This window comes from Saccharomonospora amisosensis, assembly GCF_011761185.1.
GTDB lineage: Bacteria > Actinomycetota > Actinomycetes > Mycobacteriales > Pseudonocardiaceae > Saccharomonospora_A > Saccharomonospora_A amisosensis.
Genome location: NZ_JAAOYM010000001.1, coordinates 4,346,677 through 4,365,776, shown reverse-complemented (window position 1 = coordinate 4,365,776; position 19,100 = coordinate 4,346,677). Strand labels below are relative to the sequence as shown.

Here is a 19,100-nt window from a genome sequence, read left to right as displayed (position 1 = left end):
GGTATCGCGGGCACAATCGTAGGTATGCGAGCGAGCAGGCTGCTTGCGGTGCTGCTGTTGCTGCAAAACCGCGGGCGGATGACGGCACGGCAGCTCGCCGACGAGCTCGAGGTGTCGGTGCGCACCATCTACCGCGACATCGACGCGCTCTCCGTCGCGGGTGTGCCGGTGTACGCAGAGCGCGGCCGCGCGGGCGCCTACCAGTTACTCGGTGGCTACCGCACGCGGCTCACCGGCATGTCGGACGAGGAGGTTCGGGCACTGGCGCTGTCGGGGTTGCCTGACGCCGCGACCGAACTGGGTCTCGGCACCGTGCTGGCGGCCGCGCAGCTGAAGCTGCACGCCGCACTGCCAGCGGGGCTGCGTACCAGGGCGGCGGAGCTGACCCAGCGGTTCCACGTGGACATCCCCGGCTGGCACAGGGGTATCGAGCACGTCGAGCGGCTGGCCGAGGTCGCGGACGCGGTGTGGCGTTCCCGGCAGGTGCGGATCAGCTACCGGCGCTGGGACGGCAGCGGTGTCGAGCGCGACCTCGAACCGCTGGGGCTGGTGTTGAAGGCGGGCAACTGGTACCTGGTGGCCAGGTGCGGAGAAAGCGACGGTGACAGTGACTACGACGGCGGCTCCGGTGTCTACCGTGTCTACCGTGTCTCACGCATCGACGAGCTGACCGACCTGGGTGCGTTCACCCGTCCGGAGCCCTTCGACCTCGTCGAGTTCTGGCGGGACTGGTCACGGCAGTTCGAACGCAGAATGTATTCCAGAATTGCCCTGGTGCGACTGTCGCCGCTCGGGCGTGACCTCGTACCGTTCTTCCTGGGCTCGGTGGGTGTCCGCGCGTTGCGGGAGGCCGGGCGGGAACCGGACGAGGACGGGTGGTCGGTCGTGGAATTGCCGGTAGAGCAGGGCAGGCCCGCGCTCGGCGAGCTACTGCGGTTCGGCCCGGAACTACAGGTGCTCGAACCCGCCGACCTCAGGCGGGAGTTGGCCGATGCGGTGGCCAGGATGGGCGCGATGTATGGGTGAGCTGACCGGCGTGACCATCGGGATCACCGCCGAGCGGCGCGCCGAGGAGTTCATCGAAGCGCTGCGAAGGCACGGTGCCACGGTCAGGCACGCGCCGACCATCCGGATCGTGCCGCTGCCCGACGACGAACAGCTCAGGTCCGCCACCCGAGCCGTCGTGGCCGAAGGAGTGGACCTCGCCGTCGTGACGACGGGAGCGGGGTTTCGCGGCTGGCTCTCGGCGGCACACGGCTGGGACATGGCGCAGCCGTTGCTCGCCACACTGGGGCGTTGCGAGTTGTTCGTGCGCGGCCCCAAGGCGAAGGGGGCGGTGAGGGCACACGGCCTGACCGAACGGTGGTCGGCGCCGAGCGAGACCAACGGCGAGCTGTTCGACCACGTGCTGGCGCAAGACTTGCGGGGCAGGCGGGTCGCGGTGCAACTGCACGGCTCACCGCTGGCCGAGCACACCGCCGCGCTGCGGGCGGCCGGTGCGAGCGTGGTGGAGCTGCAGCCCTACCGCTGGCAGTGGCCCGCCGACCTCACACAGGCGAACGAGCTGATCGCCGAGGTACTCGCGGGTGAGGTGGAAGCGCTTGCCTTCACCAGCGCTCCGGCGACGCAGAACCTGCTCACCCTGGCCAGGGAGTCTGGTCGGTACCAGGAATTCGTTTCCGCGCTGGCGGGGCGGGTGGTGTGCGCGTGCGTGGGTCCGGTGACCGCGGCGCCACTCACCGAGCTGGGTGTGCCCACCCTGCAGCCGCGGCGGCAGCGGCTGGGCGCGCTGGTCAAGCTGCTGGTCGCCGAACTCGGCGACCAGCGCGGGCGAGGCTGACGAGGCGCCACGGCCGAGCACGGCGTCAGCCCCGCCAGCGGTACCTCGCCAGGCTCACGCGCTGACCGTCGGCAAGAACCCCTTCGGCCCTCAGCAGTTCCAGTTGCCTGTGCGCCAGGTGCGGCGCTGGGGTCCCGTCGGCCCGCAGCACCCGATACCACGGCAGGTCGTGGCCGTCCTCGGAAAGGATCCGGCCCACCAGCCTCGGCGTACGCGCACCCGCGGCCGCCGCGATGTCTCCGTAGGTCGCCACCGTGCCGCTGGGGATGGTCCTGACGACCTCCCGTACCCGCTCGTGCAGCTCCTCGTCCATGCGCATCACTCTGCCCGACATCGGCCCCTGCCGGACACTCCCAGGCCAGGGCCGAGCTTTCGTCGTCGGGGCATGATTCCATCTGGGGCGTGAGTGGACTGCATGCGCGGTTGGTGCGTTCGCCGGCCGAGCCTGCCCGGCCGCGCGAGTGGGACGAGGGCGCCAGGCGCCTGCTCGCCGCCGCGCGAGGTCACCTGCGCGTGCTCGGCGGCCCCGGTACCGGCAAGACCACGCTGCTCGCCGCCACGGCCGTGGCCAGGGTGCGGCAGGGCGCCGACCCGGAAAGCCTGCTCGTGCTGACCTCCTCGCGCAGGGCGGCCGACGCGCTGCGGGCTGACATCACCCGCAGGCTTACCGCGGACCCGGAACACAGTGGAAGCACCATCCGCGAGCCCGTGGTCCGCACCGTTCACTCCTATGCCTTCGCCGTGCTGCGCCTACAGGCCGGGCTCAACGACCTTCCGGCTCCTCGCCTGCTTTCCGGGCCGGAGCAGGACGTCGTCGTACGCGAGTTACTCGCGGGCGACCTCGAAAGGGGCGCGCCGGAATGGCCGGAGAAGCTGCGGCCCGCGCTGGGCGTGCCAGGCTTCGCCGAGGAACTTCGGGACCTGCTGTTGCGAGCGGCCGAGCGGGGGCTGGGCCCCGAGGATCTGGTGAAGCTCGGACGGCAGCAGGGCAAGGAGGAATGGGTCGCGGCTGGCACCTTCTGGCGGCAGTACGAAGAGGTCACACTGCTGCAGGGCGCGGGCGGCCACGCGCTGGGCGAACCGGGGTCACCCGCGCTGGACGCGGCCGAACTCGTGGCCAGCGCGCTCGTCGAGTTGGAGGGCGACCCAGGCCTGCTCGCCCGCGAGCAGGCGCGTGTAAGGCACCTGCTCGTCGACGACGCGCAACACCTGGACCCGCTGCAGTACCGGCTGGTGCAACTGCTCGGCAGCTCAGCCGACGACTACGTGCTCGCCGGTGACCCTGACCAGGCGGTGTTCTCCTTCCGTGGCGCCGACCCTCGACTGCTCGCCGACGCCGATCCTCGCGGCGAGCGGACGATCACACTGACCCGCTGCCACCGGATGGCGCCAGCGGTACACGAGGCGGTCGCGGGCATCGCCTCTCACTTGCCCGGCGCGGGCGCGCATCGTGGAATGCGACCCAACCAGGCGCAGGAGGGGGTGGTGCGCACCCGGTTGCTGCCGACCCCCGCAGCCGAGGCGGCATGGGTGGCGGACCAGCTTCGTCGCGCGCATCTGGTCGACGGTGTGCCGTGGTCGCGGATGGCGGTGCTGGTGCGCTCGCCCGCCCGCTCGTTTCCTGTGCTGCAACGGGCGCTCGGCACAGCGGGGGTGCCCATCGCCGCCGCCACCGATGAGCTGCCACTGGCCAGGCAGCCGGGCGTGAGGCCATTGCTGAGCCTGCTGCGGCTGGCTAGCGATCCTGATGCTCTCGACACCGACACCGCCGAGATGCTGCTGGCCTCACCACTTGGCGGCGCCGACCCGCTGGCGTTGCGCAGGCTTCGCCGCGGGTTGCGCAGGCTGGAGCTGGCCGCCGGTGGCGAGCGCTCCAGCGACGAGCTGCTGGTCACCGCGTTGCGGGAAGGCGACGTGCTCGCCGGGCTCGCCGAGGTGGAGGCAGCGTCCGTGCGCAGGGTCGGCCGCCTGTTCGCGACGGCCAGGGACGCGGTGGAAAGCGGTGCGGGCGTCGAGGACGTGCTGTGGAGGGTGTGGCAGGCCAGCGGGTTGCAGGACAAGCTCGTCCAGCGGGCCGCGCGTGGCGGCACGCTGGGTACGCAGGCCGACCGTGACCTCGACGCCGTGGTGGCACTCTTCGACGCGGCGGCGCGGTATGTCGACAGGTTGCCGAAGGCGGGTGTCGCCGGATTCGCCGAGTATCTCGGTTCGCAGCACATCGCGGGCGACTCGCTTGCGCCGGTCGCCAGGCGAGGCACCGGGGTGTCGCTGCTGACCGCGCACGGTGCGGCCGGTCGGGAGTGGACGGTGGTGGCCGTCGTCGGCGCGCAGGAGGGCAGTTGGCCGGACCTTCGGTTGCGCGGCTCGCTGCTCGGCGTGGAGCGGCTGGTCGATCTGCTGTCCGGAGTGGATGGTGCAGGCGTTTCGGCGACGGCCCCGCTGTTGGCTGAGGAACGCAGGCTCTTCTACGTCGCGGCAAGCAGAGCCACCACCACGTTGCTCGTCACGGCCGTGCAGGGAGAGGACGAGCAGCCCTCCCGGTTCGTGGCCGAACTGGTGGAAAGCGACACCGATACCGAGCCGGGGCCGGACGTGCGCAGGACCGAGACCGAGCGCGCGCTCGTGCTTTCGGAGCTGGTTGGCCAGCTGCGGGCGGCGGTGTGTGACTCCGGCGTCGATCCGCGCCGTAGGCGGCTCGCCGCCCGGCAGCTCGCCCGGCTGGCCAGGGCCGGGGTGCCCGGCGCGCACCCGGACCACTGGTACGGGCTCTGCGAGGTCTCCACGGCAGACCCGTTGCGCGGCCCCGGCGAGGTGGTGCGAGTCTCACCCTCCACCGTGGACACGCTGGCGAACTGCCCGCTGCGCTGGCTGCTGGAACGCCACGGCGGTGCGGACCCCGCCCAGCTCGCCGCCGTGACCGGCACACTCGTGCACGCACTGGCTCAGGCCGCTGCCACCGGCGCCGACGCCGAACGGTTGCGCGCCGAGCTGGACGCGGCATGGGCGAAGGTCGACGCGGGAGCCCCGTGGTTCTCGCGCAGGGAGCGTCGCCGGGTCGAGCAGATGGTCGGCAACTTCCTCGACTGGCTGCGCCAGAGCAGGAGCGAACTGACCCAGCTCGGTGTCGAGCAGGACATGGCGGTGGAACTGCCCGTGGCAGGGGCGGGCGAGCACGGCCCGAAAGTCAAGCTCACCGGCCGCGTCGACCGGCTGGAGCTGGACAGCGAAGGCAGGCCGGTGATCGTGGACATCAAGACCGGCAAGACGCTGATCAGCACGGCAGAGGCCGAGCAGCATCCACAGCTCGCGGCCTACCAGCTCGCGTTGCTGCTCGGCGCGTTCGCCGAACACGGCGAGCAGCCCGGCGGGGCCGCGCTGGTGTATGTCGCCAAGTCGCACAACCGCACCGGCGCCACCGAGCGCAGGCAGCCACCGCTGGACGAGAAGGCCACTCGACACTGGCTCGAGGTGTTGCGCACCGCCGCGGCGGCCACGGCGGGACCCGGTTACGCGGCGCGGGAGAACTCCGACTGCGACCGCTGCCCCGGCCGCACGTCGTGCCCGCTGCGCCCGGAGGGTAGGCAGGTGACCGGCCCATGACGCGGCAGCAGCCGGAGCCGCTCATCAGTCCCGGCGAGCTGGCGAAGGCGCTCGGCCTGAACCCACCCACCGACGAACAGGCCGCCGTCATCGCCGCGCCCTGCGAACCCGCGCTGGTCGTCGCTGGCGCGGGCGCCGGGAAGACCGAGACGATGGCGGCGAGGGTGGTATGGCTGGTGGCGAACGGTTTCGTCAGCCCCGAGCGCGTGCTCGGACTTACGTTCACCCGCAAGGCCGCCCGCCAGCTCGGGGACCGGGTGCGTGCCCGGTTGCGCAGGCTCGCCGGGTCCGGGCTGCTCGACCGCGTCGACCCGACAGGGCAACGGCGGATCGACGTGCTGACCACGGAGCCGACGGTGCTCACCTACCACGCATACGCGGGCAGACTGCTTGCCGAGCACGGGCTGCGGCTGCCGGTGCAGCCGGGAGCCAGGATGCTGTCGGAAACCGCGTCCTGGCAACTCGCCCACCGTGTTGTGTCCACATGGGACAAAGATCTTGAAACCGACCGGGTCCCCGCATCTGTCACCGCGCAGTTGCTCGCGCTCAGCGGCGAGCTGGGCGAGCACCTTGTCGATCCCGCGCGGCTGCACGAGTACACGGAATGGTTCTGCGGCCTTGTGGAGAGCGCGCCGAGGGCGAAGGGGCAGCGGGCTGCGCTGCCGGTGGCGCTTTCGGAGCTGGTGGCGGCGCAACGGTTCCGAGTGGAACTGCTGCCGCTGATCGACGGCTACCGGCAGCGCAAGCGGGCGGAGGGCGCGCTGGACTTCGCCGACCAGATGTCGCTGGCGGCGCGGCTCGCCGAGCAGCAGCCGGACGTGGTCGCGGGTGAGCGGGAACGCTATGCGGCCGTGCTGCTCGACGAGTATCAGGACACCGGCCACGCGCAGCGCGTGCTGTTGCGGTCGCTGTTCGGTGGCGAGGTGCCGATGCCGGTCACCGCCGTCGGCGATCCCGCTCAGGCGATCTACGGCTGGCGTGGGGCGAGCGCGGCGAACCTGCCTCGGTTCACCACGGACTTCCCCCGCCGCGACGGTGAGCGACTGCTGCCCGCCCGCGAGTTCGGGATGCTCACCAGCTTCCGAAACCCGCCACAGGTGCTCACCCTTGCCAACGCGGTGGCGGAGCCGCTGCGCGCGGGTGGGCTCGGCGTGCGTGAGCTGCGCGCGAGAGACGGCGCTGGTGCCGCCGACATTCGCTGCGCGTTGCTGCCTGACGTGCGGGCCGAACGCGAGTGGGTCGCCGACGAACTGGCGAGTGCGTGGTTGGCGCGGCGGGAGACCACCGGAACTCCGCCCACGGCCGCGGTGCTGGTGCGCAGGCGTGCGGACATGGCGCCGATCGCGGCGGCACTGCGCGAGCGGGGCCTGCCGGTCGAGGTCGTCGGACTGGGCGGCCTGCTCGACGAACCCGAGGTCGCCGACCTGGTGGCGACGCTGCGTGTGCTGGCCGAACCGCTGTCGGGCACGGCGGCGGCCCGGTTGCTCACCGGTGCCAGATGGCGGCTGGCCGCGGCGGATCTCGGCGCACTGTGGCGAAGGGCGGGCGAGCTGTCAGCGGCCGATGATGCGATCGTCGCCGAACGCGCGGAGCAAGCGGGACTGATCGACGCGGTCGACGACCCCGGCGATCCCTCGCGTTACTCGGCGCAGGGATATGCCCGTATCCGCAGGCTGGGCAAGGAGCTCGCGGCACTGCGGCGCAGGCTCGACCAGCCGTTGCCCGAGCTGGTCTCCGACGTGGAACGCACGATGCTGCTCGACGTGGAGGCGCTGGCGAGGCCTGGCGGCGCGGGCAGGGCACATCTGGACGCCTTCGCGGACGTGGTCACCGAGTACGCGGAGAACGCGCCGACCGCCACCCTGCTTTCGTTCCTGGACTACCTGGCGACGGCCGAGTACGCCGAGGACGGCCTGCCCCCCGGAGAGGTCGAGGTGGTACCCGACCGGGTGCAGGTGCTCACCGTGCACTCGGCGAAGGGCCTGGAATGGCAGGTGGTGGCCGTGCCGCAGCTGGTCCGCGACACCTTCCCCGGCAAGCGGCGCTCGTCCTCGTGGTTGCGAACGGTGTCGGAGCTGCCCGCCGCGCTGCGCGGTGACGCGCAGGACCTGCCACGCCTCGAACTGCGCGGCGACGAGGACCGCAAGCAGGTGATCGAGGCGTGCGCGCAGCACGAGGAGCGCTTCGCCGAGCGGCACGCCGAGGAGGAGCGCAGGCTGTGCTACGTGGCCCTGACCAGATCGGAACAGTGCCTGCTCGTCTCGGGACACTGGTGGAACTCCAGCAGCGCGAAACCGAAGGGGCCGTCGCGGTTCCTCACCGAACTCGCCGAGCTCATCTCGGCTGACAAGGCCGAGCCACCGCTTGCCACGATCGCGCACTGGGCACCCCAACCGGCAGCCGACGAACTGAACCCGCTGGTCACGGCCACTCGTTCGGCCGAGTGGCCGGTGGACCCGCTCGGCGGGCGCCGTGACGCCGTGCGCGAGGGCGCCGACCTGGTGCTCGAAGCGTTGGAGGAACTGGACCTGCCGATCGAGGACGACGATCCGGACGGCTGGATCGCCGACACCGACGTGTTGCTCGCCGAGCGCGAACGCGCCCGCGACCGGACGGAGGAAATCACCCTGCCGGGTCAGCTCTCGGTCAGCCAGCTGGTCGAACTCGCCGGGGAGCCGCAGGCGCTGGCCCGCAAACTGCGCAGGCCGCTGCCGTTCCCGCCCAACATCTACGCGCGCAGGGGCACGGCCTTCCACGGCTGGCTCGAGCGGCGATTCGCGAGTCAACGACTGCTGGAACTCGACGACCTCCCAGGGGCGGCGGACGTCGGCGGCGACGACGCGGACCTGACGCGGCTGCGCGAGGCGTTCGAGCGCAGCGTGTGGGCGGCGCGCACGCCGCATGACGTTGAGGTGCCGTTCTGCACCGACATCGACGGCGTGACCGTGCGAGGCAGGATGGATGCCGTCTTCGCGGATGACGACGGCGGCTGGACCGTGGTGGACTGGAAGACGGGCGCCGTGCCCGACGTCGACCGGCTGCCCGCACTCTCGGTCCAGCTCGCCGCCTACCGGCTGGCCTGGGCGAACCTTTCCGGGACCCCGCTGGCCAAGGTGCGCGCCGCGTTCCACTACGTGCGCCACGACCGGACCCTGCGACCGGTGGACCTGCTGGAAGCCGACGGGTTGCGGGACCTGCTCAGGACGGTTCCGGAGAAGGAATAGGCTGCTCGATCGTGCGTAATCCGTTGAGGACGACGAAGCCGGAGGAACAGCTCTCCGAGCGGCCAGGGCATGCCCTTGTCGGCGTCGTCAACATGCCGGTGACGACGGTGAGCCCGGCGAGGGCGATCGCGCGCAGGGTGGTGTTCGCCGCGGCGGTGCTGCTGGGAATGGTGCTCATCGTCTACCTCGACCGCGATGGCTACAGGGACGCCAACGGCGACGGTGTCTCGCTGCTGGACTGCTTCTACTACGCCACCGTGTCGCTTTCGACCACCGGATACGGCGACATCGCGCCGGTCACGGACGCCGCGAGGCTGATCAATGTGGTTTTCATCACCCCGATGCGGGTGTTGTTCCTGATCGTGCTGATCGGCACGACACTCGAGGTGCTTACCGAGCGGTCCCGGCAGGCGCACAGGATCCAGAAGTGGAGGCGCAAGGTGCGAGACCACTATGTGGTCGTCGGCTTCGGCACGAAGGGCCGGTCCGCGGTGAACGCGCTGCTGGCCGAGGAAGACGTCGAGCCCAACCAGGTCGTGATCGTAGACACCGAACAGTCGGCCCTCGACGCGGCGAGTGCGCGAGGCTTGATCACGGTGCACGGCTCGGCCACTCGGGCCGACGTGCTGCGCGTGGCGGGCGTCCAACGCGCCCGAGCCGTCGTGGTGGCCCCCAACCGCGACGACACCGCGGTGCTGGTCACCCTGACAGCGCGCGAACTCGCGCCGAAGGCTCGCATCCTGGTGTCGGTGCGTGAGGCCGAGAACGTTCACCTGCTGAAGCAGTCCGGCGCCGACCAGGTGGTGGTGTCGAGCGAGACGGCGGGCAGGCTGCTGGGGATCGCCACGCGGACACCGCGCGTCGTGGACATGGTGGAGGACCTGCTCACCCCCGAAACCGGTCTTGCCATCGCGGAGCGCGCGGTGGAGCCCTCGGAGGAGGGGGGCTCACCAAGGCACCTGTCCGACATCGTGCTGGGCCTGGTGCGCGACGGGGAGCTGTACCGGGTGGACGCCCCGGAGGCCGACTCGCTTGAGGCTGGGGACCGGCTGCTCTACGTTCGCAAGGCCACGTTGCCCGAGCAGTCGCCGCGCTGAGCCGCGCTGCCCCGCCCCTGTGATGTCGTGCATTCCGGCTTCGGTGTGCAGCGGCTTGATGATCTGGAACGATTGAACCGTGCGGCAGCGAGCGAACCAACGGCGGCACATGCCGCCACTCACGTGGAAGGTGCTCGGCGTTGCCGCTTTCGTCGGCCTCTGGATCGTGCTGGCGGCATGGTGGGTCGGGCCCTCGTTGTTCGGTGACGTCTCGGTGGAGCAGCGCAGGGAAGTCCCCGCGACCGTCACGCTGCCTGCCGACTGCTCCAACCCCGATGCGGAGGAAACCGTGCGGTTCGAGTTGGGCGGCCGCACGATGAACGGCACGCTCAGCGGCTGCGGCCACGACCAGGACGAGCAGATCCGCATCGCCGTGCCCTCGGGCGCTGTGCAAGCCGGGGGAGAGTTGGTGGAGGTGCACCTCGCGGCCACCACACCCGGTACCAGCGACCTTCGCCGCCCCGTCGGCCTCGCGCTGCTGGTGCTGAGCTGCGCCAGCGGCGGCACCTACGCCTTCCTCGTGGCCAGGGGGCCTCGCCGCCGCGTCGCCATCCTGTGAGTCCGCGGCGTGGCCGCCGCGTTCAGGAGACCTCGGCGCCGCCTGCCGCGAAGGTGTTGCAGTCGGCGATGCGGTTGTCGTACGCGCCCGCGCGCCACCAAGCGGCATAGTTGGCGTTGCTGCCGTGGTCGTGGGTGCCCGACGTGTCGTCACCCCTGGTCTCCTGGTCGTTCCAGGCTTCGTCGTACATGTCCCGCGTGATGGTGCCGCCCCGGTCCACGTGCGCGCCGAGGAACATCCCGGAGAAGCACTGTGCCTGCAGTTCCTTGCGCCGTGACAGCTCAAGCCCTTCCGGGCTGTCCTGCCCCACCGCGTAGATGCGTTCCCACGCCGCGTCCATGATCCCGGCTACTTCCTGCACGTGGTGTCCGTACTCGTGTGCGAACAGCGCGAGGTAGACACCGGGACGGTTGCCGTACTGCTCGGTCTGCAACCCGTCGAAGGGCACGTACAGGTTGTTCTCGCAGTAGTAGGCGGCCGTTGCGATTCCGACGTTGATCGTGCCGCACGCGGTTCGAAAGCTCGCCGCGGACGGAAAGTGCAGTTGCGGGGATTGAAACGGCAGGTTGTACGACCGCAGGAAGGGCCCCCAGGCGGCGTCGAGGCATTCGCGCGCCGCCGTGAAGAACGCCTCGGCGGCCGACGGGGTGCTCTGCCATGCGGGCAGGTTGCACACCAGGTTCTGCAACCCGGCGTTGGGGTCCTGCAGGATCGGGTGGTCGGCCAGCTTGAAGACCTTCCCGGGCCCCTGCTGGACAGTGGGCTCGTTCAGCCGCGACGACGAGGTCGTACTGGACTGCGAACTGGTCGTGGTCGTTGTGGTGGACGCCGTGGTGGTGGTCGGCGCGGTCGTGGACGTCGTCGCGGCGTTGTTGGTGAACCCGCCGTCAGCCGACCTGTCGGACCCGCTGGTCAGCGTGAACACCACGATGAGCGCGAGCACCAGCAGCACGGTTCCGCCGACAGAGGCCAGGATGATCGGGCCCTTCGACGGCCCGCGCGGCGGTCCCGGCGGCACCGGGTGTCCGTAGCCGTAGCCGTACTGCGGACCCGGTGGCGGCGGTTGTGTCATCTCGTCGTCCCACGGGTAGTTCGATCTCGGCCGTCAGCATAACGATGCTGTTCGACGCCCGACGTGGCTCGCCTAACCTGCATATGCCGATCTGCTGCCCTGCCGAAGCGGGCAGGTGATGCCGACAAGCGAGGATGGCGCGATGACAGACTCTACGGGTTGGTCCGCACCGGACCCCGACAACCGCTCGCAACTCCCGAAATATCCAGCCCAATCGGGTCACGGTGGGTACGGCTCGGGTGGACAGGGCAAGCCGGGGGTGATTCCGCTGCGCCCGCTGGCGGTGGGCGAGATCCTCGAAGGCGCCATCGACACCCTGCGTAGGCACGCGGCAGTGGTGTTCGGGTCCTCGGCGGTGATCGCGCTGCTCAGCGCGGGCCTGTACATCATCGCCGACCTGTGGATTCTGGACGCCACGGCGCCGCCGCCGGTGATCGATCCGAACGCCAGCCCCGAGGTACAACTCGATCAGGCACTCGCCGCTCTCGGCGACAACCTGGCGAACGCGGGCGTGATCGGTGTCATCAACCTGCTCACCCAGACCTTCCTCGCGGGTTTCCTCACCGTGGTGGTCGGCAAGGCCGTGCTCGGCAGGCCGATCAGTTTCGCGCAGGCCTGGGCGGAGCTGCGTCCCCGCCTGCTGCCGCTGTTCGGGCTGACGATCGTCGTCACGCTGCTGGTCGCGGTCGGCCTCGTGTTGTTCATCGTTCCTGGGGTGTGGCTGTTAGTGTTGTTCAGCCTCGCCGCGCCCGCACTGGTGCTGGAACGCGGCAGCGTCGGCGATGCCATGCGCCGGTCGCCGGTGCTGGTGAGGCAATCCTGGTGGCGGGTTTTCGGCGTGTTGCTGCTCGCCATGCTCATCGGGTTCGTGATCAGCTTCGTCATCCAGCTTCCGTTCGGGCTGCTCGCCGGCGACCCGACAGCCACGGCCGGGCTCACGGTGAACGACGTGCTGATCCTGGAGTTGGGCAACGCGGTCGCGCAGACGATCGTCGTGCCGTTCGCGTCAGCGGTGACGGCACTGCTCTACATCGACCAGCGCATGCGCAAGGAACACCTCGATGTCGAGTTGGCCCGCTCAGCGGGAGGAGGTGCCTGAGCAGGCACCCCGCTGACCGGGTTCGGGTGGCTCAGGCCCCGGGCTTGAGCGCGGTGGCGATCAGCTCGTCGCTGAGCAGCCGAAGCCGTTCCCGCTCCGCGGGATCGGTCGCCTGCGGGTGCGGCTGCGCCTTGCGGGTGCCGTCGAAGTACCGGCCGCTGACGCCGTCCAGTTCCGCCTCGGTGATCAACCGCAGCGTGGCGCGAGCGCCCTCCGCCACGGTGCTGATCGGGGTTTTGCCCGCCTGCCGCACCATGGCGGTGTCCATGAATGTGGCCGGGTGCAGCGCGTTGGCGGTGACCCCCGTGCCGTGCAGTTGTTCCGCCAGGTCCATGGTGAACATGACCTGGGCGAGTTTGCTGCGCATGTAGGCGGTCATGCCGTGATATCCGGTGAGAAGTTCCGGGTCGGCGAAGTCGATCTCCTGCTGCCCCGCCGAAGCCACGTTGACGATCCTGGCGGGCGGCAACAGCAGCGGCAACAGCCGACGGGTGAGGTGGTATCCGGCGAGGTAGTTCACGGCGAACCGCAACTCGATGCCGTCCATGCTTTCCTGCCGCTTCGCCGGGTCGTCGCCGCTGCCGATGCCCGCGTTGTTCACCAGTACGTCGAGCCGGTCGTGCCGCTGGAGCAACTCGTCGGCGAGGCGGTCGACCTGGGACAGCGCGGCGAAGTCGGCCCGTACCGTCTCCACCCCCAGCTCGTCACGCAACCGCCGCAGCCGCTCCATGTCGCGGCCGTGCGCGATGACATGGGCACCGCGGTGCGCCAGCTCGCTCGCGACGTGATGACCGAGCCCGCTGGTGGCACCGGTGACGAGGATGATTTGCTCGGTAAGTGGTCTCATACCCTATGGCCGAGCCTACCCGTAGGGTGTGGTCATGGCCGTACCCCAGCTACATCGATTCACTCTCGACAACGGCCTTCGGGTCGTGCTCGCACCGGACGGGACCGCGCCCGTCGTCGGCGTCAGCGTGCACTACGACGTGGGCTTTCGCTCCGAACCCGAGGGCAGGACCGGGTTCGCGCACCTGTTCGAGCACCTCATGTTCCAGGGCAGCGAGAGCCTGGAGAAGCTGGCGCACTTTCGCTACGTGCAAAGCAGCGGGGGCATCTTCAACGGCTCGACCCATCCCGACTACACCGACTACTTCGAGGTGCTGCCGTCCTCGGCGCTGGAGCGGGCGTTGTTCCTCGAGGCCGACCGCATGCGCGCGCCCAAGCTGACCAAGGAGAACCTCGCCAACCAGATCGACGTCGTCAAGGAAGAGATCCGGCTCAACGTGCTGAACCGGCCCTACGGCGGGTTCCCGTGGATCCTGCTGCCGCCGGTGCTGTACTCCACCTTCCCGAACGCGCACAACGGCTACGGCGACTTCACCGACCTCGAACAGGCCACACTGGACGACTGCGCCGCGTTCTTCGACACCTACTACGCGCCCGCGAACGCGGTGCTGACTGTCGCGGGCGACATCGAGGTCGATCGAACCCGCGAACTGGTCGAGAAGCACTTCGGCGATGTGCCGGCACGGCCGAAGCCGCATCGGCCGTCGTTCGCCGAGCCGAGGCCTAACGAGGAGCTGCGTGGCAGCCACACCGACCCGCACGCTCCGCTTCCCGCGCTCGCCGTCGGCTACCGGATGCCGGACCCTGTCAACGAACTGGACGGCTACCTCGCCCACCTTGTGCTCGCGGGGCTGCTGACCGACGGCGACGGTTCGCGGTTGCAGCAGCGGCTGGTACACCGTGAACCGCTGGTCACCGACGTCAACGCGGGTGCGGGGCTGTTCGGCCCGTTCGAGGCGCGCGATCCCGACACGTTCTCCATCACCGCGATCCACGCGCCAGACGTCGCGCCCGACCGGGTGCTGGGCGCTCTGGACGAGGAACTGGACGCGCTCGCCACCACGCCACCCGACGAGCGGGAGCTGGCGAAGGTGACGGCGCGGTGGAGCGCGAACCTGCACGGCGACCACGACCGGCTGGTGTCAAGGACGCTGGCGTTCGGCTCGCTCGAACTGCTGCACGGCGACGCCGCTTTGGCGGACGGCCTCGCCGACCGCATCGCAGGAGTGACCGCGGATCAGGTGGCCGAGGCCGCCAAGGGCCTTCGGCCGGACTCGCGTGCCGTGCTCGTCGTGGAACCGGACCAGGGAGATGCCAAGTGACCTCAGCGACTCACCGCGACGCGGAGCGGATCGGCCGCACGCCATTGGGCCCGAGGCAGGTGCCCCCGCTGGGTGAGCAGCGGCCACCCGCCGAACTGAGCCACACCGACACCGTGCTCGGCAACGGCCTTCGGGTGCTTGCCGTGCGCAAGCCCACCGTGCCGATGGTCGAGCTGCGGCTCTCGATCCCGTTCGCGGGCGACGACCCTTCGCACCCGGCCACCGCCGAGGTGCTGGCCGAAACCATACTCACCGGCACGAAGCGGCGTGACCGGATCGCCATCGACACCGAGCTGGCCCTCATCGGCGGTGACCTCGGCACGGTGGTCGATCCCGAGCACCTCAGCGTGTCGGGCAGCGCGTTGGCCAGCGGTCTGCCGACCTTGCTCGACGTACTCGCCGACGTGCTGACCGAAGCCGTGCACACCGACGGCGAGGTACGCAGGGAAGCCGACCGGATCGTGGAACGGCTCGCCGTCGCCCGTACGCAGCCAAGGGTGATCGCCCGCGAGGCACTGCAGCGGCGCCGCTACGGCGACCACCCCTACACCCGCGAGGTGCCGCGACCGGAAGACGTAGCCGCCGTCACCCCCGACGCCGTGCGGCTGCTGCACGCCGACGCCGTGCTGCCGGGCGGTTCGACCCTCGTGCTTGTCGGCGACATCGACCCCGACGCCGTGATCGGTGAGGTGGAGCAAGCACTCGGGTCGTGGCGCGGGGACGGCGAGGCGAAGCGGCTCGCCGAGTTGCCCGATCTCACGCCGGGTGACCTGCTGCTCGTCGGCAGGGCTGGTGCGGTGCAGTCCCAGTTGCGGCTCTCGGCACAGGCCGTGCCGAGGACAGACCCGCGCTACCCGGCGCTGCAACTGGCGAACCTCACCTTCGGCGGGTACTTCTCCTCGCGGCTGGTGGAGAACATTCGCGAGGACAAGGGTTACACCTACGGCGCACACTCCGGCTTCGAGTTCACAGGGCAGAAGGCGACGCTTCAGGTGGAGGCCGACACCGCCAGCGAGGTGACAGCGGCCGCGCTGCTGGAGACGCGATACGAGCTGGGCAGGCTCGGGCTGGTACCGCCGACGGACGCCGACGTCGAGGCGGTACGCCAGTACGCCATCGGTTCGCTGCTCATCTCCTCGTCGTCGCAGACCGGGCTGGCCAGCCAACTGGCCGCGCTCACCGACGTCGGACTCGGTGTGGAGTGGCTGACCGCGCATCCTGACCGGCTCGCGCGAGTCACCACCGAGGACGTGGCGCAGGCCGCGCTGGAGTTCTTCGCCCCGAGCCGCTTCACCGGAGTCGTGGTGGGCGACGCGGAGGTGCTCGCGCCGCAACTGCTCGCTCTCGGTGACGTCACGGTCGAGGGTGCGAGCTGATGGGCGCGAGCTGATGGGTGGGAGCTGATGAACACAGCGCCGTTCGAGCTGGGCGCGCTTCCCGCGCTGTCCCGGTCGACGGCGGACCGCAACGAGTCGCTGCGAGCCGACGCGGAGCGGCTGCTGGCACGGTGGCCCGCCGCGCGAGTGCTGCTGCTGGACCGGCGTGGCCGCACCCCGGTGCCGGAGCGGGCGGCGCGCGAACCGGGTGGTGGGCCTGTCCCGCTGAACACCCGCAAGGCGATCGACTTCGGTGAACGACCTCCGGCGAACGCGGCGTTCCTCGGTCAGTGGCAGGACACCGACTACTGGTTCCTACCCGGCGAGCCGGGTGAGGGCACCGAAACGGTGAGCATCCCCGGCAGCTGGGGCGGGTGGCAGGACGCGCCCGCCCGCGACGGCGAGGTGTGGGTGGACCTGCGCGGGCACGGCTCGATGCTGGACGACGCGTCGGCCGGGCTGCTCACCACCGCCGAAGCGCTGCGCAACTGGCACTGGCGCGCACGGTTTTGCTCACGCTGCGGCGGGGAGAGTGAGCTGAGGCAGTTCGGCTGGCTCTCGGTGTGTGGCCGCTGCGGCAAGGACGAGTACCCGCGCACCGATCCTGCGGTGATCTGCCTTGTGCACGACAACCTCGGCACCAACGGCGAGCACGTGCTGCTGGCGAGGCAACCGGTGTGGCCACCGAAGCGCTATTCGGTGCTCGCCGGATTCGTCGAGGCGGGGGAGTCCCTCGAGGGCTGTGTCGAGCGGGAGATCCGCGAGGAGGTCGGTGTCGACGTCGGTGGCATCCGCTACCTCGGCAGCCAGCCGTGGCCGTTCCCTCGCTCGATCATGCTGGGCTTCGCGGCTCGGGCGGAGGCCGGCGCGTCGCTTCGCCCCGCCGACGGTGAGATCGAGGAGGCGCTGTGGGTGCCACGGGACGAGGTTCGTGCCGCCTTCGCGGGCGAGCACCCGAACCTGCTGCTTCCCGGCTCTTCTTCGATCGCGCACGTGATGTTGCGGGCATGGGCCGAGGCGCAGCGTTGAGAACCCGGCGCAGGCGGCCCACCGCGGTCGAGTAGCCTGCCGCTCACACGTAGCAATGGGGGATTCCGGCGTGGGTGTTGCACGAGCCGTTGGGCTGATGCTGGGGTTGGTGGCCGACGGAGTGATCGGTGACCCGCACAAGGGGCGCGCGGTGACCGGTTTCACCACGATCGCCCGGGCGGCGCAACGCCGGGTGTACGCCGACAGCGCACTGGCTGGGGCCGTGTACACGGGCGCGCTCACTTCGGCCGCCGTGCTCGCGGGTTCGGCAGCGGAGCGGGCGGGCAGCGGCCGCCCGGTCGTGCGTGCGTTGACGACCGCCACCGCGACGTGGGCGGTGCTCGGCGGTGCCCGTATCGCGGCACACGGCACGGAACTCTCCCGCGACCTGCAACGCGGCGACCTGGATGCGGCGCGACGCACGGTGTCCGCGCTGGACTCGCGCAGCGCTGACGAACTCGACGCCACGGCACTGTCTCGCGCCGCCGTGGAGATCGTCGCGCTCCGGTCGGCCAATGACGTGGTCACACCGCTGCTGTGGGGCGCCGTCGCCGGGATACCTGGGTTGCTCGGTTCGCGCGCGGTGGGTGTGTTGCGGGCGACGACGGGCGAGCACGGCCGATGCCGCGGGTTCGGTTGGGTCGCGGCACGGCTGGACGAACTGGTGAACTTGCTGCCCACGCGGGCGGCCGCGGCGCTGACCGTGGCGAGCGCTCCCGTGGTCGGTGGCTCGACCGGTGCCGCGCTGCGGGCGTGGCGGCGCGACACCGTACTACACCCCAGCCCGAACGCCGGTCGGGTCGAGGCTGCGTTCGCGGGTGCGCTGGAGATCCGGTTGGGCGGCCGTACCGTCTACCACCACGGTGTGCGCGAGCTGCCCGTGCTCGGCGACGGCCGCAACCCTGACGCGGGGCACGTGACCCGCGCGGTGGAGCTTTCCCGGGTCGTCGGCTGGCTCGCCGGTGCGGCGTCGGTGGCGCTGGCGGCGCTGCTCGGCTTTCGCCGCCGAGCGTGATGTCCGGCTACGGCGGGTGGTGGTGCGGCGACCAAGGACGAGCCGCTTGCCCGGCGAAGTCGAGCCGCACCCGGACGGCGGTGTCGAGCCAGGTCGGCTGCGATCGCGCTGGGTGGCCACGTGCCACCGGGGTCATTGCCCGGTGCCACCGCCTCGACCGTGCGTGACCGCGGTGGCGTTGCCGCCCCCATCGGCCTCTTCGCTGTCCGCTTCCTCGTCTTCCGCCAGCAGCTCCGCCACCGACTTGCGCCGCTCACCACGCGGCTGGTCCGCCGACAACGCGCCGCCCGGCCTCAGCTCGCGCACCGTGAAGTACAGCCAGCCGAGCACGGCCATGGTGCCGAACGCCAGCCATTGCAGCGCGTAGGAGAAGTACGGGCCCGCGTCCAGCTGCGGCAACGGCAGCGGACCGAGCACCCCGGGCTGGCCCTGCGCCAGCTGGAAGTAGCCGGGCCGGATGCCCAGCCCCGTCGCACGCGCGACCGTGCGGGAATCCACCGCGTAGCTGTGCAGCCTGCCGCCGGTGGAGCCGTCGGAGAAGGCCGGCCTGCCCTGGGGATCGGTCTCGTCAGCGCGCACGCGCGCCTCCACCCGCACCGTGCCACCCGGTGGTGCGGCGTACGGCGGGACCCTGGTGCGGTCGTCGGGGCGCACGTAGCCGCGATCGATCAGCACGGTCTGGCCATCGGTGGTGCGCATCGGTGTCAGCACCTCGAAGGCGGGTTCGCCCTGCACCGTGCGCAGCCGTGCGATCACTTCCGCCTGGGGCAGGTAGGTACCTTCGATGAACACCCTGCGCCACTCCGTGCCCTGGTCGGGAGCCTGCCCGTCGGCAAGCACCCGCGGTAACGGGCGGGCCCGCTCGGTGAAGGACGCCTGCACTGCGGCGTTACGGGTCTCCCGCTCGGTGTCGCGGTGGAACTGCCACGGCGCGAGCAACGTGTAGCACGTGATGGCGAAAGCGAACACCACCAGCGTCAATCCCAGCCAGCCCGGTTTGAGCAGCAACCTCCAGCGCACA

At 70.6% G+C, this 19,100-nt stretch carries 15 protein-coding genes; 11 read left to right on the top strand and 4 right to left on the bottom strand.

The window, feature by feature from the left end; all coding sequences use genetic code 11:
* Positions 1-24: 24 nt before the first annotated feature.
* Both FHU38_RS21180 and FHU38_RS21175 read left to right on the top strand, forming a co-directional pair.
* The gene (locus tag FHU38_RS21180) at positions 25-1,026 is read left to right on the top strand and encodes a helix-turn-helix transcriptional regulator (protein WP_167174186.1); all 1,002 of its coding nucleotides are present in this window, start codon (positions 25-27) and stop codon (positions 1,024-1,026) included.
* Complete coding sequence (locus FHU38_RS21175) at positions 1,019-1,840, top strand: uroporphyrinogen-III synthase (protein WP_167174183.1); 822 nt, start codon at positions 1,019-1,021, stop codon at positions 1,838-1,840. The genes FHU38_RS21180 and FHU38_RS21175 overlap by 8 nt, the downstream gene beginning before the upstream one ends.
* A gap of 25 nt (positions 1,841-1,865) precedes the next feature.
* Here FHU38_RS21175 and FHU38_RS21170 read toward each other — a convergent pair whose 3' ends face one another.
* A complete protein-coding gene (locus FHU38_RS21170) occupies positions 1,866-2,153 on the bottom strand; it encodes an MGMT family protein (protein WP_167174180.1) in 288 nt (95 codons plus the stop codon).
* Positions 2,154-2,251: 98 nt separating this feature from the next.
* Between FHU38_RS21170 and FHU38_RS21165 the strand changes: the two genes are divergently transcribed.
* The 4 genes from FHU38_RS21165 (at position 2,252) to FHU38_RS21150 (ending at position 10,320) form a co-directional block, all read left to right on the top strand.
* The gene (locus FHU38_RS21165; RefSeq protein WP_167176376.1) at positions 2,252-5,440 is read left to right on the top strand and encodes an ATP-dependent helicase; all 3,189 of its coding nucleotides are present in this window, start codon (positions 2,252-2,254) and stop codon (positions 5,438-5,440) included.
* Positions 5,437-8,664, top strand: coding sequence for an ATP-dependent helicase (locus FHU38_RS21160; RefSeq protein ID WP_167174177.1), 3,228 nt, complete (start codon positions 5,437-5,439; stop codon positions 8,662-8,664). The genes FHU38_RS21165 and FHU38_RS21160 overlap by 4 nt, the downstream gene beginning before the upstream one ends.
* Positions 8,665-8,756: 92 nt before the next feature.
* Positions 8,757-9,761 carry a potassium channel family protein gene (locus tag FHU38_RS21155; protein WP_243852712.1) on the top strand — a complete coding sequence of 335 codons (1,005 nt, stop codon included), beginning with the start codon at positions 8,757-8,759 and terminating at the stop codon, positions 9,759-9,761.
* A gap of 109 nt (positions 9,762-9,870) precedes the next feature.
* Positions 9,871-10,320: a hypothetical protein gene (locus FHU38_RS21150; protein WP_167176371.1), complete on the top strand. Its 450-nt coding sequence runs from the start codon at positions 9,871-9,873 to the stop codon at positions 10,318-10,320.
* Positions 10,321-10,342: 22 nt separating this feature from the next.
* Here the strand turns inward: FHU38_RS21150 and FHU38_RS21145 are convergent, their stop codons facing one another.
* Entirely contained in the window at positions 10,343-11,392 is a 1,050-nt protein-coding gene (locus FHU38_RS21145) for a neutral zinc metallopeptidase (RefSeq protein ID WP_167174174.1), read from the bottom strand.
* A 142-nt stretch (positions 11,393-11,534) separates the two neighbouring features.
* Here FHU38_RS21145 and FHU38_RS21140 point away from each other — a divergent pair, with 142 nt between their 5' ends.
* Complete coding sequence (locus FHU38_RS21140; RefSeq protein WP_208415770.1) at positions 11,535-12,491, top strand: YciC family protein; 957 nt, start codon at positions 11,535-11,537, stop codon at positions 12,489-12,491.
* A 31-nt stretch (positions 12,492-12,522) separates the two neighbouring features.
* On the opposite strand, the gene FHU38_RS21135 is transcribed toward FHU38_RS21140, so the two are convergent.
* Positions 12,523-13,338 carry an SDR family NAD(P)-dependent oxidoreductase gene (locus tag FHU38_RS21135; protein WP_167174171.1) on the bottom strand — a complete coding sequence of 272 codons (816 nt, stop codon included), beginning with the start codon at positions 13,336-13,338 and terminating at the stop codon, positions 12,523-12,525.
* Between the two features lie 34 nt (positions 13,339-13,372).
* On the opposite strand from FHU38_RS21135, the gene FHU38_RS21130 reads away from it, so the two are divergent.
* The 4 genes from FHU38_RS21130 to FHU38_RS21115 are packed head-to-tail and all read left to right on the top strand — an operon-like array spanning position 13,373 to position 18,079.
* Positions 13,373-14,659, top strand: a complete 1,287-nt coding sequence (locus FHU38_RS21130; protein ID WP_167174168.1) for a M16 family metallopeptidase — start codon at positions 13,373-13,375, stop codon at positions 14,657-14,659.
* Entirely contained in the window at positions 14,656-16,035 is a 1,380-nt protein-coding gene (locus FHU38_RS21125; RefSeq protein WP_167174165.1) for a M16 family metallopeptidase, read from the top strand. Before FHU38_RS21130 ends, FHU38_RS21125 begins: the two co-directional genes overlap by 4 nt.
* Before the next feature lie 27 nt (positions 16,036-16,062).
* Positions 16,063-17,064 (top strand): NAD(+) diphosphatase, encoded by a 1,002-nt coding sequence (nudC, locus tag FHU38_RS21120; RefSeq protein WP_167174161.1) that lies wholly within the window; start codon positions 16,063-16,065, stop codon positions 17,062-17,064.
* Positions 17,065-17,119: 55 nt separating this feature from the next.
* Entirely contained in the window at positions 17,120-18,079 is a 960-nt protein-coding gene (locus FHU38_RS21115; RefSeq protein ID WP_167174157.1) for a cobalamin biosynthesis protein, read from the top strand.
* Between the two features lie 132 nt (positions 18,080-18,211).
* Here FHU38_RS21115 and FHU38_RS21110 read toward each other — a convergent pair whose 3' ends face one another.
* On the bottom strand, positions 18,212-19,099 hold the full coding sequence (locus tag FHU38_RS21110) for an SURF1 family cytochrome oxidase biogenesis protein (RefSeq protein ID WP_167174154.1): 888 nt from the start codon (positions 19,097-19,099) through the stop codon (positions 18,212-18,214).
* Position 19,100: the final 1 nt, after the last annotated feature.